This window comes from Klebsiella sp. D5A (assembly GCF_001620885.1).
Taxonomy (GTDB): Bacteria; Pseudomonadota; Gammaproteobacteria; order Enterobacterales; family Enterobacteriaceae; genus Klebsiella; species Klebsiella variicola.
The window spans coordinates 255,842-273,027 of sequence record NZ_LOAR01000007.1 but is presented as its reverse complement, the minus strand read 5'-3'; the positions used below and the strand labels follow the sequence as shown (position 1 = coordinate 273,027).

The following is a 17,186-nucleotide window of genomic DNA, read 5'->3' as shown; positions in this document are numbered from 1 at the left end:
GGTTTATTGAACAGTGAGTTCGCCGTGGCGAACCTGATAATTTTTTTGATTATCAGGGCCAATATAGTCGCTGGCGGGTTTTGCCAGCTGCAGATGACCAAACGCGGTTGATTGCTCTGCATGATAATTTTCGCCGTCATTCACGTCGCCGTGCCCGTTATAACGGGCAATGGCCGGAAAGGGGTACGCCGGGCGAGTCGCGATAACGGCTGAGGCGGCGTCAGCGTAAGGCTGACTGACTTTCTGCACGCCGTGAAACTGCGTTTGGGCATCTGGTTTTTCTGTCATCGGCGGCAGGCTGGTGGCGGCTGGCGCCCGTTTTCCGGCCATGATCTCTTGCGGCGCGATACCTTCCTCGGTCCAGCGCATCAGCGGGGTAAGGAGATCAATTTGATCGTAACCTTCGCCATTACCGCAATGGGCTACCCCAGGCAGCAGGAATAACCGCAGGAAGGTATCCGTTGCAGCATGGCCCATCTCTGCTTCTACGCCGCGGTAATAGGCGATAGAAAAGGCTGGGCTGACGGAGTCATCGGCCAGACCGTGCCACAGGATAAGCTTGCCGCCGCGCTGTTGATAGGCATGAAGATTGGTATTTGCCGCGTTATAGAGCGGTGCCAGTTGAGCGACGGCGTCAAAATTCTGCTGGTTCAGTGGGAAATCCCGCATCGATTGGATCTTCTGTTTTCCTCCCGGCAGGAGCACGGATTGCAGAGCCGGCAGTACCATCATTTCCGACATCGAGTGGCCGGTCGGGGTCTCGGGCACCGGCCAGCGTAGCTCGGAGCCCAGCGGCAGACCGCCAGCGACAAACTGGGCGCCGTGGCGGTCGTAAGCGCCGCGGTAGAGTTTTTTCACCACCTCGATCTCTTCCTGCGTCAGGCAGGTAGAACGGTCCTGAGCATCGGCAGGACAGCGGGGGAGCCATGACTCAGAGAACTGACAGGCATACGGATTTTGCAGGATACCATCCTGCACGCCGGAAAGCGTCGGGCAGTGAGCCAGCACGGCCTGGTGAATCAGAGGAAGGCGATCTTTCAGCAGGATAGCGGTACCGTCCGGACGCTGATTGGCGGCCACATTCCAGCCGTGGAAGAAGGAATTCTGAAACTGGAAAAAGGCCGCAGGCGCGCCAGCGCTGATACCGTCAAAATCTTGCGGAAAGCGCTGTGCTTCCATCAATGCTTCGCGACCGCCGTCTGAGCAGCCCATAAAGTACGCGTACTTTGGTTGCTGGCGGTAAAGCGTCTGAATCACCGCTTTGGTCAGCACGGCGGTCAGGTGGTTGGCGCGCCAGGCAAAATCGATGCGCTTTTGCGGATCCTCGGCCCATGAAGCATCCATCATACTGCCATGGTGCCCCATATCGGTTGCTGCCACCACAAACTCGCCGTTCATTGCCGGCAGGCAGCCGCTGGCATTCGACAGACTCAGGTTAATACTCCCGCACAGTCCGCCGCAGCCGACCTGCAAGAAACGTTGACTCCAGCGTTGGGTCGGCAGGGCAATCTGCACGCCAATCTGGGGGGCGATAGTGGCGCTCACCTTGCACCAGCTTCCCTGCGCGGAGGTCTGCATTTCAGTGTGGTTGATAGTGACCTTTGCGCCAACGGCGGCGCTGAAGTCGGTCGCGCTCAGCGCATCGCATGTTAGCGCGGGGAGAACCATCGGCAGACTGGCGGCAGCCTGCGTGGGTGAAGCGAACGATAACCCAAAGAGGGTGCAGAGGATGACGGGTAAGATCGTCTTGAGTAAGCGTGTCATACGCAGTTCCCTGTTGCTAATGATGGGAGGCGGCAGGATGGCGAAGCCTATGCCTCACCTTCCCTGGCGAGGCGCCACTGCTTGGCTATTGTAGATAACGATAGACTTTCCTTGATGCCTTGATAAGGCGACCCTACTGTATTCTGCTATTTTGAGGAAAATATGGAGATGTTCGTTAACGGCCTTTGGCAGTGTATACGGGGTAGAATGTTGTGATATCAGTTGCATAATTTATTCAATTTCTCTTCATTATATCTGCTGGGTTTCAGGATATTTTTCTCCCTGTTCCTGGTGATCCCAGAGAGCATCATTCCTAACGAGAATTTTCCCCCTTTCCATTAACAAGAAAGGGGGCTTTTTTAATAAAAAACGTTCAGGTAAATCTAAATATAGCTCTGGTGTTGGCCATTAGAACCACGGCGTTCAGCAAAAGTTCCATCATTAAATATATTTTTAAAGATGATTTAACATCCTTTTTTTCTCCATTTTATCGCCATAATTGCATGTAATTCTGCGCCTCGCTCAGGTTATTTTCTGTCGCACATTTTAGAGATGCATCCTGAACAAATAAGCTCAACACCAGCAGAATACTGCTATTGCTCATTATCTCGTAGACGACACATTCATGTTAAAAAAGACTCATATCATCAGCGGATTATTGATCGCCCCTTTAACGTTATATGCCGCAACATCATATCAAGTTGATGATATCCGTTTTGAAGGGCTACAGCGCGTGACCGTCGGGGCAGCGCTATTAAGTATGCCATTGCACGCGGGAGATGCGGTGACGCCAGAAGATGTCAGCGAGGCTGTGCGCGCGCTGTATGCGAGCGGCAATTTCGAGAATGTGCAGATCCTGCGCGATGGGAAAACGCTGGTGGTGCAGGTTAAGGAACGGCCCACTATTGCCAGCGTCAGTTTTTCCGGGAATAAGTCAGTGAAGGATGATGCGCTAAAGGAAAATCTCACCGCGTCCGGTATTTCTGCAGGTAGCGCACTGGACAGAAATTCGCTTAGCGAAATAGAAAAAGGGTTACAGGATTTCTATTACAGTGCGGGGAAATACAGTGCGCAGGTTCACGCGGTGGTGACCCCGTTACCGCGTAATCGCGTTGACTTAACGTTCGTCTTTCAGGAAGGCATCTCGGCGAAAATCGCACAAATAAACATTATCGGTAATCAGGCGTTTCGGGAAGAGACGCTCCTGGACCAGCTTCAGCTACGCGATAATGTGCCGTGGTGGAACGTGGTAGCCGATAAAAAATACCAGAAGCAGAAGCTGGAAGCCGATCTGGAAACGCTGCGCAGTTTTTATCTCGATCGCGGCTATGCGCGCTTTGCTATCGAGTCCACGCTGGTCAGTATGACGCCAGATAAAAAATCCCTGTATATCACTATCGCCCTCAATGAAGGCGAACGTTATCGGGTCGACCGAACTCAGGTGACAGGCGACCTGGCGCAGCATGGCCCGGAGATCGAGGCCCTTGCCCAGCCGCTGGCGGGGGTATGGTACAGCGGGGCGCAAGTCACCACAGTTGAAAATGAGATCAAAAAGCGTTTCGGTAAGTATGGTTATGCCTGGCCGCAGGTGACGACCACGCCGGAAATCGATGATGCGCATCACCGCGTGGCGCTGCATATTCAGGTCAACGCGGGCCGCCGCTACTCGGTACGCCAGATCCGATTTTCCGGTAACGACACCTCCCGGGACGCGGTGCTGCGTCGTGAAATGCGCCAAATGGAAGGGGCGTGGCTCAACAACGAAAAAGTCGAACAAGGGAAAGTACGTCTTGACCGAACGGGTTTTTTTGAGAACGTTGAACAGCAGATCGTTCCGGTCAGTGGGACGGCAGATCAGGTCGATGTGGTCTACAAGGTGAAGGAGCGCAACACCGGCTCATTTAACGTGGGCCTGGGATTTGGTACGGACAGCGGCGTGAGCTATCAGCTTGGCGTGACTCAGGATAACTGGCTGGGAACGGGTAATAGCGTTAGCTTCAACGGGACGCGCAACAGCTACCAGTCTTATCTTGAACTGGGGGCGACGAACCCGTGGTTTACCGTCGATGGCATCAGCCTGGGCGGAAAGATTTTTTATAACAGCTATGATGCTTCCGATGCGGATGCCGGGAGCTATAACCAGCAGAGCTATGGCTTAGGCAGTACGCTGGGGTTTCCCATTAGCGAAAATAACTCCCTGAACCTGGGACTGGATTATGTTCATAATCGCCTGACCAATATGGATCCGGAGCTGACGACCTGGCGCTACCTCAGCTCCCGGGGAATCGAGCCCAGCGTGGTGACGAAAGATGGCGACAGCGGCGCGAAATATAGCGCCAACGACTATTTTGTGAGTCTTGGATGGGGATATAACGATCTCGATCGCGGCTTCTTCCCGCGTGCGGGAAACAAGAGCAGTCTTAGCGGTAAAGTGACCCTCCCCGGTTCGGATAATAGCTACTACAAGCTCTCATTTGACACCGCCCAGTATCTGCCGCTGAGCGAGAATAAGCGCTGGGTCTGGATGGAACGTTTGCGTGCAGGCTATGCCGGTGGGTTAGACGGCAAAAGTGTACCGTTCTACGATAACTTTTACGCCGGCGGCTCGTCGTCAGTGCGCGGCTTCTCTTCTAACACCATTGGGCCTAAAGCGGCCTATTACCGCTGCAATGGTAGCGAAAGCAGCTATAGCGCCTGCCCGCTGGACGCCTCATCTGATGCGGTCGGCGGGAATGCCATGGCGGTGCTGAACAGCGAATTTATCATTCCAACCCCCTTTGTGAATGATAAGTACGCCGATAGCTTGCGAACCTCGCTGTTTGTTGATGCCGGGACGGTCTGGAGCACATCCTGGCAGAACACCGCGCAGACGCTGGCGGCAGGGATCCCTGATTACGGCGATCCGGGTCATATTCGTCTCTCCGCGGGGATTGCCGTGCAGTGGATGTCTCCCCTCGGTCCACTGGTCTTCTCCTGGGCAGAGCCGTTTAAAAAGTATGATGGCGATAAAGCAGAACAGTTTCAGTTTAATATTGGCAAAACCTGGTAAAAACGCAGGCAGGTCCAACGGGCCTGCCTGCCGTGTGGATCAGGGTTGCACCACTTTCCAGATGGTATATTTCTCTTCTCCCGGTTTAACCGCCTGAGCGAAGTGTTGGTTTAAATGGCTGGCGGTGAACATTACCGCGCCATCCGGGCCGATAGTCGGCGTATCGGGCCAGTACACGCGGTCGTCAGCGGCAAGCAGGGTGAACCGCCCGCTCTGCGGGCGATAACGGACAATACCGTTATGGGTCACATCGGTGATATAGAGTGCGCCATGCTTATCGACCACGATCCCATCGCTATTCCCGCCGACCTCACCCGCGGTACGGATGGCCGCGGCGAGCTGGCGTTCGTTCATCGCGGGATCGCGCAGCGCGGCGGTGGCGATGGTCCGCGCCGTGGTACCGGTGGTGACCGTCCAGTAGAGGGTTTCCTGGTCCGGTGACAGCGCAATACCATTGATACCAAGCATAATGGGGTTGCCCGGCCAGACCGTTTCCCCATGTGAAACCACCTGCAGACCGGCAACCGGCATCAACGCCGGGTGTTGGTTCAGTACCCGGCGGACCGTCCCACGGTTAGCATCCGCGACGATCAGTCCGGCCTGATTGTCCGGCGCGCTGCGCAGGCCGCTGTCGGCGATATACGCCACCCGGCGCGCCTCATCGACCACAATATCGTTGAGGAAGCTTCCTTCCCGGTCGGCGACGCTGTCGAGCGGAATACGCTGCACCAGATGACCGTCGCTGAGCGCATAGATCATGATTTTTTGCGCCCCCGGCGGCGCCGTCTTTTCCCCTGCGACAAAGCCCTGATCTAACGCCCATAGCCAGCCGTTGCGGTTATCGACGTAAAAGCCCAGCACATTGCGCAGGTGCGTGCGGGGATCGGCGCTGATGCTGTTGGCCGCGGTGGACGGAAAGGCGGTGAGTCGTGCCGGGCCGCTCAGGGACTTGGTATCGAGCAGGCTGAGCGTGGCGGGCGCCTGGGTCGAAATCAGACGTGGGGTGCTAACAAATGCCCGACCGGCGGCGTCAAAGTGCAATCCTGCGATGGGCGCATTGACGGAATGCGCATCGACGCGCTGCTGCCAGGTGACCCCGGTATAACTGCGCCATAGCGCCAGATGGGCAGGGGCGTCAGGCCCGGCCGCCAGTGCGGTCTGCCCCAGGGACAGCAGGCCGAGAACGAAGAGTGAAAAACGATGCATCATGGTCTCCAGAAAGCAGTAAAAAAGAGGGGCAGATGGCCCGGTTAAGCCTCGGTAAACGATTTTATTAAATCCCTTCGGGAAGATAAGATGCCTGGAATGACAATCATTTGTTCTCTGGAGAACCAAATGGCCCGGCGGTTTGATTATCTTGCGGATGTAGAAGTCTTTCTGGCGGTGGCCGAGCGCGGGTCGTTTACCGCCGGCGCGGTGGCGCTGTCGTCGACGCCGTCGGTGTTAAGCCGGGCCGTCACCCGTCTTGAAACGCGTCTGGGGTGCCAGCTGCTGCGCCGCTCCACCCGTCGGATCAGCCTGACCGAGGCCGGAAGCGCCTATCTGAGTCAGGTCCGCCAGGCGTTTGAGGTGCTGGATAATGCCGAACGGGAGACGCAGGGGCAAAAAGGGGCGTTATCCGGGCGCGTTAAATTGAGCGCCCCCACCACCTGGGGACACTATCGTTTGCCCGCCCGGCTGGCGTTGTACCGTCAGTTGCACCCCGACGTACAGATTGAGCTGAATATTACCAACCGTAATGTCGATATTATCGCTGAGGGCTTCGATCTGGTGGTGCGCCAGGGACATTTACCCGACAGCGGCCTGGTGGCAAAAAAGCTGGAAGATGCGGCGCTATGTCTGGTGGCCTCGCCGGCCTATTTACGCTCGACAGCGAGACCGCTGAGTAAAATAGCCGATTTGCGCCATCATTCATGCCTGACATTTATTATGCCGGCAACGGGAAAAGTCGCCGAATGGGTATTTCGTGAGGATGGCCGGGATATCAGCTGGCTGCCGACGTCATCTCTGCATGTCTCCGATGATGTGCTCGGGGTGGTCTCGCTGGCCCTGCAGGGGGCGGGGATCTGTCAGAGCTATGCGTTTATTGTGCAGGAGGCGATCGCGCGCGGGGAGCTGGTTCCTGTTCTTCCGGCGTTCGCCGGACGTTCACGGCCTTTCTCGGTGCTTTACCCGCCGCATAAAAGTCAGTCAGCCGCTGCCCGGGCATTAATTACTCTGCTGACCATGCCTGCCGAGGCGCTGGCGACGCTGTGCGCGACATTACCTGATGCCTATGGTTGAGGGCTCATCCACAAGGACTAAGACGTTTTGTCAATTATGTTTATATTATCTTATTTTTTATTATATTTTCTTTTCTGTGGTTAATTTATTTCTTTTTTTATAGAGGTTAACCATTAATCTCTTGATGAAAAATTAAGGTTACCGATAATGGATTATGTTGTTAGGAATTGTCTTAAGTCACATAATTGTCAGGTGTGCTTGCAGTTTATAATAATGGATGCTATCACTATATAAGGTAATAATTTGTAGCATCTTTTATAAGGAAGGAATATGAAATGGACTATTCTTAATACTCTCATCTGCCCGCAATCCGGCATCGCCTTTTCGGCAATATCCAGCCTGCGTTTCTTAAAATTTATTATGTGGTACGAGGCCGATGTGATACTGCTGCCCGGCGAGTCGATGAAGCTCTATTCCTCGAGAGTTTTAATTAATGACCAGTATCATTCATTAAAAATCTACAATATTACGGTGTACGACGAGGCGCAGTGGGAGAAATTACGCGAACGGCCATCTTGCCCGTATCAGGCTGGCGGCAAGCAGTCTGACTCCTGTTTTTTCCAGTCCTTTTGCGCGATTAAGCGCTGCCCGAATAATATTCCGCGCGGTGAACCCTGGCGTTAGCCCGAGAAAGCCGCCGGTCGGCTACCGGCGGCGCGATGTTATTTGACCAGCAGGGCGGCCATTCGTGGCTGGACGCTTGCGCAGCCGGCGAGGACGAGGTTGCCTTGCCGCAGCCCTTCATTGGCGAGAAATGCATTGCACGTTCCGCCCGCCTCCTCAATCAACAGCATACCCGCCAGCGCGTCCCAGCTGTTCATATGCGCTTCAAAATAGCCATGGATCTGACCGGCAGCGACATGCGCCAGCATCAGGGCGCCTGCGCCAAAACGGCGATACTCCAGGCCGGCGTCGAGCAGCGTGTCGATGGCCCGGGCATAGTCGCTGGCCGGGGCGCGGCTGGAGCGCCCCATGCCGATCACCACCGCGTCGGGATCCGGTTCACGCAGCGTCAGGCGACGACCGTTGAGAAACGCCCCTTCGCCGCGGCCGGCGAAGAAAAACTCATTGCGATCGGGGGCGTAGATGATGCCGAGCGAGAGTTCGCCCTGGCACACTCTCGCCAGTGAGATGCACCAGTAATCCATGCCAAGGATAAAGTTGGTGGTGCCATCCACGGGGTCAAGCACCCAGACGGTGTGCTCATCGCCTTCGAAACCGCTCTCTTCACCGAGGAAACCCTCCTGCGGAAAGTGCGCCTTCAGCCACCCTTTAATCTCCTGTTCTACCGCGAGATCTGCTTGCGAAACAAAGTCCTGGCGCGATTTTTTATCGACCTGCAATCCCGCATCGCGCAGCGCCTGGGCGTGGGCGCCTGCCTGGCGAATCAAGGCGCATAATGACTCTCGTTGTGCTTCCGTCATGGTCTTGCTCTCAGATAATAAAGGGCGACGTGCGCCGGTGAATTAATGTCACCTCCACCCAGGTGGTGCGTGAAGGTTGTAAAGGGTCGACGGTGCGCTCCTGCAGCCGGGCGAGGGTCTGGCGGGAGATCGCCGCCACATCCTGATGTAGCGTGGTGAGCTGGTAGCTATATTGCGCGGTCGGCGGCGTGTTATCAAAACCAATCAACTGATAATCCTCAGGCGCCTGTTTGCCGCGCTGGCGCATTCCATCGAGAAAGCCGCAGGCAATCTGGGCGTTAGCGCAGAAGATCCCCTCCAGCGCCTCGTCGGCGAGCGCAGCGGCCTGAAACCCGCCCGTATAGCCCTCTTCCGGGCAGGCGAGGATCGCCAGATTGCGTTCGACGTCCACTCCGCGCGCCTGCAGTGCCCGGCTGAATGCTTCCCCACGCATGCGCCCGGCCCAGGTGGAAGGTGAGTGGTTGAGCCAGCCAAACCGCCGGCAGCCGCTGCGCAGCAGCTGGTCGGCCGCCAGTTCGGCGCCGGCGACGTTGTCAGAGCAGACATAATCCACCCCGGGTATCGTCGGCTGGCGGTTTATGCCCACTACCGGGATATGCTGCTGGACGCACTCATTCACCAACGCCTCCGGCGGCTGGCCGGAGGTGACGATAACGCCTGAGACGCGAAACTGCGTGAAACGGCGCAGGGTGTGCGCCAGGTCCTGCTCGCTGTGGATCTCGCTCACCAGCGCCTGAAAGCCCTGGCGCTGGATCTCGTTGAGCAGGGCATCAAGCAGGGCGCTGCGAAAAGGATCGCTGATGCGCGAGACGATCACGCCGATTAAGTGGCTGCGCTGGCGATTGAGCCCCTGGGCAAGAAAGTTAACCTGGTACCCCAGCTCTTCGGCGGCGCGCAGCACCCGCGCCCGGGCGTCGGGAGAGATGCTGCCGTTGCTGCTCAGCGCGCGTGACACCACCGCCCGCGAGACGCCGGCCAGTCTGGCCACATCCTGGGCGGTGACGCTGGGTTTACGTGGGCTCATAGGGCATGCGCCTCATCGGCGAATGCGGGACGCGGCAGCGTAAAGTGGTCCCCATCCTGCGACACGAATAATCCCTGCCACGGCTGACAGGCTTGCTTCAGCGCCGACAGGGCGGCGTCCTCGCAGTGATAGAGCCCCAGCGCCGGGAGCTGCAGCGTTCTGAACAGCATCAGGCAGGAGGGGAAATCGCCATGAGAAGCATCGTCGTCAAGGGCCGCCACTGAGGCACACTCCTGAAACGCCAGCCCGGCGCCGGCCATCAGGGCTATCGAGTCGGCGGTTGGCCGGCCATCGCCGCTGTAAAACAGCGTCTGCCCGGCAATGGTGATGCGGATGGCGCGATTACTCAGCTCATGCTGGGTGGCGGCGGTGCGGATCTGCCAGTCCTGCCACGTCCAGGCTTCGCGGCATTCCTGCCAGTCGATGGTGAAACCAGGGTCCGCCTGAGGCCAGTTCGCCAGCGCGGCCAGCTGCATGAGCACCGGCTGCTGCGCTGGCTGGCAGTAGATAATCAGCGGCTTCTGACGGGAGCCACTTTTCCAGTAATTCAGCAGCGCCGTCAGACCGGTACAGTGATCCGGATGGACGTGGGTGAAGTAGATTGCGTCAATATCATTGACCCCACCGCCGCGCTGCCAGAGTGCGCGGGGAACGGTGGGGCCGCAGTCGATTAACCACTGTTTGTTGTCCGCGTCGATCACCCGCAGCGCGGAGGTATTTTGCGTGCAGGAAAAGGCGCTCCCGCAGCCAAGCACATCTATTTTCATTGACCCTCGCCAAAATTTTTTGCCGCTTAATTAAATTGTCATAAATACCCGACAAAGTAGGCTCACATCATGTCGAGTTAACGTTGCATTTTTTTTACAGCCAAATGAACACGTGTTCACCTTGCTAAAAAAATGCCGCAGCAGCGCTTTCAGGTAGCGAATATGAGTTATTTACAGATCACCGGCCTTAAAATTAGTTATGGCGATAACGTGGTTTTACATAATATCGATCTGGCGGTCGAGCAAGGGGAAATGATTGCCCTGCTGGGTCCGTCGGGATGCGGAAAAACCACGCTGCTGAACGCGCTCTGCGGTTTTATTCCGGTGCAAAGCGGCGAGATGGCGATTGCCAGTCGAACGATCACCCATCTTGCGCCGGAGCAGCGCAATATCACCATGGTGTTTCAAAGCTACGCCCTGTGGCCGCACCTGACGGTAGCGCGCAATATCGGCTATGGCCTGAAGCTGCGCAAATGGCGCGGGGCGGATATCGCGCGGCGGGTGGCGGAGCTGCTGCGAATAGTGAATCTTGAGGGACTTGGCGAGGTGAAAGTGACCGAACTGTCGGGCGGTCAGCGGCAGCGGGTGGCGCTGGCAAGAGCCCTGGCCATAGAGCCCCAGGTGCTGGTGCTGGATGAGCCGTTATCTAATCTGGATGCCAAAGTGCGCCTGAATGTGCGCCATGAAATTAAATCTCTGCAAAAGAGACTGGGTTTCACGTCATTAATTGTCACCCACGATCAGCAGGAAGCCTTAGTGATGGCGGACCGCATTGCGGTATTAAATCAGGGGCGTATTGAACAAACTGGCACCCCGGAACAAATATATCAACGTCCCGCGACGCCCTTCGTCGCTGATTTTATGGGCGCCGATAATAAAATAACCTCCGGTGAATTATCCGCTGCCGCAATATCCGGTTTATCCGCCGCTCAGCAGGGGGAAAAAGTTATTTATTTTCGCAGCGCTGATGCCGCGCTCGCTGAATTAACGCAGCCTGCGCCGCAGGAGGGACTTGCTCTGGAGGGCGTGGTGGAGCAAAGCGCGTTTCTGGGCAATCTGTATCGCCACAGCGTGCGCTGTCATGACCGCCTGCTACTGGCCGATGCCGCGCAGTGCTGGCCGACAAAAAGCCGCGTTCGGCTCCATGTGCCAACGCCGGCCCTGCATATTTTTCCTTTACCACTATCACAGTGATATCAGCGTGTTCATTCTGGGGACAATCCATGTTGACTAAGACGAAAGCAGCGATCGTAACGACCCTCTTCCTGAGCCTTGGCGCACAGGCCGACACCATTCTGAATGTCGCCACCGCGGGCGATCAGAATATGGTGGATTATGTAAAAACCTGGCTGGGGCCAAAATTTGAAGCCGCTCATCCCGGCGTCAAGGTGCGGGTGATCGGTACCGGCCCCGGCGACGCCGGGTCGAATAAAATTAGCGAGAAGCTAACGGCCCAGCAGGAGAGCGGCGCGCAGCAGTGGGATATTGACGTCGCGGTAGTGCACCAGAAGGCGGGCGGTGAGCAGGTGGAAAAGGGATTACTGCAAAAATACCGTCAGGATATTCAGACCGGCGGCATGGTGAGTTCGCCGAGCGCCACTCAGGCGCTGGGCGTTAACGTCGACGGATACGTCATGCCGATGTTCTTAAGCCAGACCGCTATCGCCTGGAACAGCGATCTGCTCAGTACCCCACCGGCGTCGTATGACGAGCTGGTGGCCTGGACGCAGAAACATCCGCAGGCTTTTGGCTATAACGGCATCAAGAACGGCATGTCCGGCGTCAGCTTTGTGGTGGGCTGGATCTACGCCTACGGGACCGACGCCCAGCGTCTCTCCGCCGGGCCCTATGATAAAAGCGTCGAAAAAGGCTGGCAGCAGGCCTATGAGAAGCTGAAGGCGTTCAATAAAAACGTAACTTTTACCCCGGGCAACGCCGGGACGCTCGATATGCTGAGCCGGGGGGAAATCGCCATGGGCCCGGTGTGGGTCGATATGTTCTATAGCTGGAAAGATCAGGGCAAGCTGCCGCCCTCGATCAAGCTTGCTTTACTGGCGCCGGGTATGCCGGGTCAGCCGATGTATTACGTCATCCCGGCGAAGGCGGCGAATCCGCAGCTGGCGCGCGACTTTATCGCGCTGGCCACCAGTCCGGAAGTGCAGGCGCAGGGGATCGTTAAGCAGTTTAACTGGTATCCGGGCATCGACGCCGGGCAGGTGAAGCCGAAGCTGGATACGGCGACCTGGCAAAAGCTGTTTGCCGAAATCTCGCCGGAAGCGCTGGCAAAGTATGGCAAAAGCTTCCCGATCGCTCCCTATTTTGACGACATCAAAGAGGGTTACGAAAGCCAGGTGGCCAACTAACGCCTTCTCTCGCCCGGGTTGTCGGCCCGGGCGCTTTCTTGTGTTGACGCCAGGTGCATTATGTCCAGTTCATTAAAATATCTGCTGCTGGTTGCTCCGGCGGCGCTGATGATCGCGATCCTGTTTTTGTATCCGCTGGGGTTTTCGCTGGTCTCGGCGTTTACCGCGCCGGGACAGCCGTTCACGCTCGATCACTTCCGCAAGGTCTATGCGCTTTACGCCAGTGATGTGCTCTTTTCGCTGATTATCGTACTGGTCTCAGTGGCGCTGTTAGCGCTGATCGCCATTACCCTGTCGGCAGTGATTGCGCTGTCACCGTGCCGACCCGTTGTTCGTCTGCTGGGTTTTTTGTATCGCTTACCGCTGTTTATTCCGTTTATTGTCGTCGCCCAGATGATGCGCACTTTTCTCGCCAAAAATGGCCTGATGAACAATGCGCTGGTGGCGGCCGACCTGGTCACACCGCTGGAGACGCTCTCCTGGCTGGGATGGAAAGGGATAGTGATCACCTTTGTCTGGAAGCAACTGGCCTTTGCCACGCTGCTGATCTGCGGGGCGATGGCGGCGCTGGAGTCGTCGCAGATCCTTGCTGCGCGTAACCTTGGCGCCTCCCGGCCGCGGATCCTGTTCGATATCATGCTGCCGCAGGTCCTGCCGACCATCGGCGTGGCGCTGGTGCTGTCGACGGTGACCATGATGTCGGTGCTGTCGGTACCGTTGATGATCGGCGTCGGAACGCCGACGATGCTGACGGTGGATATGGCGTTTCGCGTGAATTCCTATGGCGATTACGCGGTGGCGAATGCGCTGGGTGTGGTGTCGCTGGCGATCTGCGGCGCGCTGTCGTGGTTTTACCTGCGCCACAGCCTGCAGCAAAAAGGAGGGGAATCATGAAAGCGCTGACCCTCGCCTCATCCCCGTCATGGTGGATAAAAGGGCGCCGTAAAGTGCGCGCCAGCCTGGCGCTGCAGACCCTGCTGCTGCTGTTTATGCTGCTGGCGATGTTTGGCCCGTTGCTGAACCTGTTGATCTGGACCGTAGCGGAAAGCTGGTATTTTCCCCATTCGTTGCCCAGTCAGTGGGGTTTGAAGTACTGGTATCAGGTTTTCAATCCATACAGCGATGTGTCCGGTTCGCTGTTAACCAGCGTGTTGATCGCCCTGTTATCGGTGGGGGTCTGTTTGCTGATTTCCGTCCCCGCCGGCTATGCGCTTTCCCGGCGGAAAATGCCGCTGCGGGTGCTGTTTATGCTGCTGTTTCTCATCCCGCAGGCCTTTCCCAACCTGACGGTATACATGAATGTTGCCCGATTGTTTTATCAGTGGGGATTGAACGGCAGTATCGCAGGGGTGGTACTGGTGCATAGCGTTCACGGCCTGATGTATTCGGTGTGGATCTGTATGGCAGCCTTCTCATCCATCGACCCGCTGCTGGCGCGGGCGTCGCGTAACCTTGGCGCCGGACCGGTATATACCTTCTGGCACATTGTGCTGCCGCAGGCGGCGCCGGGGATCGTTGCCGCCAGCATCTTCGTTTTTCTGGAGTCGCTGGATGAGTTTACCGGCACCTTCTTTGTCGGCGTGCCGGATATCACCACGCTGCCGCTACTGCTCTATAACGCCAGCATGTCGGGTAACTATCAGGTCTCGTCGATTACGGCGCTGATTTTGCTGGTGCCATCGCTGCTCTTTATGGTGGTGATCCATAAATTTATGCGCCCGGAGATGATGGCGAAACTGGGGAAGTAAGGACCGTAGAAAACGAAAAAGCTTCCCGGTGGGAAGCTTTTTAACCTCAGGTCATCATCATTGGCCATTCTGGCGGCGTCTGACTCATGACCTCAATCATCACATCTTTGATATTACCCCAGATTTTTGCGATATCGATCAGGGTGATGCCCAGCAAACCGGTGGCGAACCAGCAGGCGGCGGCAAGGCCGAGGCAGCTGCAGATCACTGCCAGACCGGCATAATCGCTTTTCCGTAACTGGATATTCAACGAGCTGGCGAGAAACATCAGTACCGCGCTCACCAGGGGCCAGCGCAACAAAACGACACTGGTAGTAATGGAAGCCATTAACCTATCCTCAAAGAAAGTCGGGGAGCCATGGATGACCTGGCGCGACTGACGATGGCATAGCGCTCTGGTCTCGACTGGCAAACTAGAGAGTGATGAAACGTCATTTCTGTTTCATCAACTTGTGTGAACTATATCACACTTGGTGCTTTATTCGCCAGCCAAAAAATGAGCTTTCGCTGCGCTGAATAAGCTTTGATTTTGTGTGGATATAGGTAAGCAAAACCCGATTATCTTATTTTCATTCTCTTGCTAATGATTATTATTCTGCGGGTTTTATTACCAGTTCCTGTTTATTACACGGAGAAACCGAGTCAGATGCGCGTCTATTCTTAATCTGACGAGAATATCTTTCGAATACCTGATAAATAAGTATTATTCAACACCACCAGCTGAAAAGCTGACGCCCTGAAGGGCTGGCAGATATCTGCTGATGTCTATCGCAGTCGCGATTGCTAACGTGTTCGGGCTACCTTAATTAAGGCATATCGCATGGATGAAAGCGTAAATGGCTGACAGTGCGCCGCATAAGGCGCTCAGACTTGTCGGAATGGGGCTGGTTATTTTATTGCCGGTGATGTTGGCATTGTGGTTTGCCCAGCTGCGGGCCAAAGCCGAAACCATTGATCAATTGCACTCATTTTCGCAGCTGGCGCTGCAAAAAACAGAAATGGTCATCCGGGAAGCGGATCAGGCGCGGTTTAAAGCCAGCCAGTATCGTGGTGAGCTATGCTCAGCGGAGCACCAGCGTTATTTACTGCATATTGTTCGCGGTCTGCTGTATGTAGAAGATCTGATCTACGCCAACGGTCAGCGCTTTATCTGTTCAACGTCCGCTCATCCCGAGACCGGCTGGCGGATGCCCGCGGCGAATTACACCAAAAAGCCGGATGTGGCGATTTACTACTATCGGGATACGCCGTTTTACCCGGGCTTTGCCATGAATTATATGCAGAAGGGGCCCTATGTGGTGGTGGTCAACCCCTACTCGTTCAGCTCGGTGATTGCCAGCGACCGCGATTTAGCCTATGGCGTTTTCGATACTAAAACCAACCTCTTTTTCTCGCTGAGTAATAATGTTGAGCCCGCCGAACTCCAGGCGTTAATTCGCGAAGGCGATGCTTTTTTTAATCAGAATGGTCGGGTGTATACGATAGCTCGCTCCGCTATCCGGCCGATCGCGGTCATCATGTCCACCTCCCGGGCCAGCTACTACCACAACTTCTGTGACCAGGCGAGCCTGACGCTGCCGCTGGGGATCATTTGCAGTATTTTACTGGTGCTGGTGTGGACACGAACCCGCCGCCAGTATCACTCGCCGCGCAATATGCTACAGCGGGCTCTGAGCTGCCGCCAGCTGCGGCTGCACTACCAGCCGATTATCGATATTAAAAATAACCGCTGCGTCGGGGCGGAGGCGCTACTGCGATGGCCGGGGTTTGATGGCCCGGTGATGAACCCGGCGGAGTTTATCCCGCTGGCGGAAAATGAAGGCATGATTGCCCAGATCACGGACTACGTGGTGGACGAGCTGTTTTATGAAATGGGTGAGTTTCTTGCCAGCCATCCGCAGCTGTATGTGGCGATCAATCTCTCTGCGTCCGATTTCCACTCGGCGCGGCTGATTTCCCAGATCAGTGAGAAAGCGCACAGCTATGCGGTCTGCATCGGACAGATCAAAATCGAAGTGACCGAGCGCGGGTTTATCGACGTGGCGAAAACGACGCCGGTGATCCAGGCGTTCCGCGAAGCAGGCTATGAGATTGCGATCGATGATTTTGGTACCGGCTACTCGAATCTGCATAATCTGCACGCGCTGAATGTCGATATCCTCAAAATCGATAAAACCTTCGTTGATACGCTGACCACCAACAACACCAGCCATCTGATCGCTGAGCACATCATCGAGATGGCGCGCGGGCTGCGTTTAAAAACTATCGCGGAAGGGGTGGAGACCCCGGAGCAGGTAAGCTGGCTCTACAAGCGCGGCGTGCAATTTTGTCAGGGCTGGCTGTTTGCGAAAGCCATGCCGGCGCGGGAGTTTATGCAGTGGTTAGCGAATGCTCCCACGCCCATAAGCAGGCCTCAGTCGCCGCGTCACGCGGAGATCTGATGGCGGTAGTCGCTGGGAGTGCGGTCGAACTCGCGGCGGAACACCCGGGAGAAGGTTTGCTGCGAGACGTAGCCCAGATCCATCGCGATATCAAAGATAGGTCGCTGAGTGGTTCGCAACGCTTCCGCCGCCAGCAGCAGGCGGCGCTGACGAATATAATCACCCAGCGTCTGATGCATTACGGTACGGAACATCCGCTGCAGATACCATTTCGAGTATCCTGACTTTCTGGCGACTATATCAATGTTAAGTGGTTGATCAATATGTTCATCAATCCATTCAATCAGTGTTTGAATAATATCCTGATGGGACATAAAGCGGCC

At 56.1% G+C, this 17,186-nt stretch carries 15 protein-coding genes; 8 read left to right on the top strand and 7 right to left on the bottom strand.

Annotated features, from left to right (window positions below; genetic code table 11):
* Positions 1-3 precede the first annotated feature (3 nt).
* Positions 4-1,764 carry a tannase/feruloyl esterase family alpha/beta hydrolase gene (locus AS136_RS12565; protein WP_023323468.1) on the bottom strand — a complete coding sequence of 587 codons (1,761 nt, stop codon included), beginning with the start codon at positions 1,762-1,764 and terminating at the stop codon, positions 4-6.
* A gap of 625 nt (positions 1,765-2,389) precedes the next feature.
* On the opposite strand from AS136_RS12565, the gene bamA reads away from it, so the two are divergent.
* Positions 2,390-4,813 carry an outer membrane protein assembly factor BamA gene (gene bamA / locus AS136_RS12560; RefSeq protein WP_063266795.1) on the top strand — a complete coding sequence of 808 codons (2,424 nt, stop codon included), beginning with the start codon at positions 2,390-2,392 and terminating at the stop codon, positions 4,811-4,813.
* Between the two features lie 39 nt (positions 4,814-4,852).
* Here the strand turns inward: bamA and AS136_RS12555 are convergent, their stop codons facing one another.
* The gene (locus tag AS136_RS12555) at positions 4,853-6,019 is read right to left on the bottom strand and encodes an L-dopachrome tautomerase-related protein (protein ID WP_023323470.1); all 1,167 of its coding nucleotides are present in this window, start codon (positions 6,017-6,019) and stop codon (positions 4,853-4,855) included.
* Between the two features lie 129 nt (positions 6,020-6,148).
* Here AS136_RS12555 and AS136_RS12550 point away from each other — a divergent pair, with 129 nt between their 5' ends.
* Together AS136_RS12550 and AS136_RS12545 are read left to right on the top strand one after the other, a co-directional pair.
* Positions 6,149-7,096: a LysR family transcriptional regulator gene (locus tag AS136_RS12550; protein WP_008807284.1), complete on the top strand. Its 948-nt coding sequence runs from the start codon at positions 6,149-6,151 to the stop codon at positions 7,094-7,096.
* A gap of 270 nt (positions 7,097-7,366) precedes the next feature.
* Positions 7,367-7,720 carry an anti-adapter protein IraM gene (locus AS136_RS12545; protein ID WP_008807283.1) on the top strand — a complete coding sequence of 118 codons (354 nt, stop codon included), beginning with the start codon at positions 7,367-7,369 and terminating at the stop codon, positions 7,718-7,720.
* A 38-nt stretch (positions 7,721-7,758) separates the two neighbouring features.
* On the opposite strand, the gene AS136_RS12540 is transcribed toward AS136_RS12545, so the two are convergent.
* Genes AS136_RS12540 through AS136_RS12530 form a run of 3 tightly spaced genes read right to left on the bottom strand, consistent with a single transcriptional unit; the run spans position 7,759 to position 10,311 of the window.
* Positions 7,759-8,520, bottom strand: a complete 762-nt coding sequence (locus AS136_RS12540; protein ID WP_012969157.1) for an inositol monophosphatase family protein — start codon at positions 8,518-8,520, stop codon at positions 7,759-7,761.
* 10 nt (positions 8,521-8,530) lie between these two features.
* Positions 8,531-9,544, bottom strand: a complete 1,014-nt coding sequence (locus AS136_RS12535; RefSeq protein WP_023323471.1) for a LacI family DNA-binding transcriptional regulator — start codon at positions 9,542-9,544, stop codon at positions 8,531-8,533.
* Positions 9,541-10,311 (bottom strand): MBL fold metallo-hydrolase, encoded by a 771-nt coding sequence (locus AS136_RS12530; protein ID WP_012543176.1) that lies wholly within the window; start codon positions 10,309-10,311, stop codon positions 9,541-9,543. Before AS136_RS12530 ends, AS136_RS12535 begins: the two co-directional genes overlap by 4 nt.
* Before the next feature lie 162 nt (positions 10,312-10,473).
* Here AS136_RS12530 and AS136_RS12525 point away from each other — a divergent pair, with 162 nt between their 5' ends.
* From AS136_RS12525 to AS136_RS12510, 4 genes are read left to right on the top strand one after another with little or no spacing between them, the layout of a single operon-like run.
* Positions 10,474-11,505, top strand: coding sequence for an ABC transporter ATP-binding protein (locus AS136_RS12525; protein WP_023323472.1), 1,032 nt, complete (start codon positions 10,474-10,476; stop codon positions 11,503-11,505).
* A gap of 29 nt (positions 11,506-11,534) precedes the next feature.
* Entirely contained in the window at positions 11,535-12,674 is a 1,140-nt protein-coding gene (locus AS136_RS12520) for an ABC transporter substrate-binding protein (protein ID WP_008807278.1), read from the top strand.
* A gap of 60 nt (positions 12,675-12,734) precedes the next feature.
* Positions 12,735-13,568 (top strand): ABC transporter permease, encoded by an 834-nt coding sequence (locus AS136_RS12515; RefSeq protein WP_008807277.1) that lies wholly within the window; start codon positions 12,735-12,737, stop codon positions 13,566-13,568.
* Positions 13,565-14,422 (top strand): ABC transporter permease, encoded by an 858-nt coding sequence (locus tag AS136_RS12510; RefSeq protein ID WP_063266794.1) that lies wholly within the window; start codon positions 13,565-13,567, stop codon positions 14,420-14,422. Before AS136_RS12515 ends, AS136_RS12510 begins: the two co-directional genes overlap by 4 nt.
* 46 nt (positions 14,423-14,468) lie before the next feature.
* On the opposite strand, the gene AS136_RS12505 is transcribed toward AS136_RS12510, so the two are convergent.
* A complete protein-coding gene (locus AS136_RS12505) occupies positions 14,469-14,750 on the bottom strand; it encodes a YjcB family protein (RefSeq protein ID WP_008807275.1) in 282 nt (93 codons plus the stop codon).
* A gap of 508 nt (positions 14,751-15,258) precedes the next feature.
* Between AS136_RS12505 and AS136_RS12500 the strand changes: the two genes are divergently transcribed.
* Positions 15,259-16,863, top strand: coding sequence for an EAL domain-containing protein (locus AS136_RS12500; RefSeq protein WP_023323473.1), 1,605 nt, complete (start codon positions 15,259-15,261; stop codon positions 16,861-16,863).
* Here the strand turns inward: AS136_RS12500 and soxS are convergent.
* Positions 16,848-17,177: a superoxide response transcriptional regulator SoxS gene (soxS, locus tag AS136_RS12495; protein WP_004151738.1), complete on the bottom strand. Its 330-nt coding sequence runs from the start codon at positions 17,175-17,177 to the stop codon at positions 16,848-16,850. The two genes, AS136_RS12500 and soxS, sit on opposite strands and share 16 nt — an antisense overlap.
* Positions 17,178-17,186: the final 9 nt, after the last annotated feature.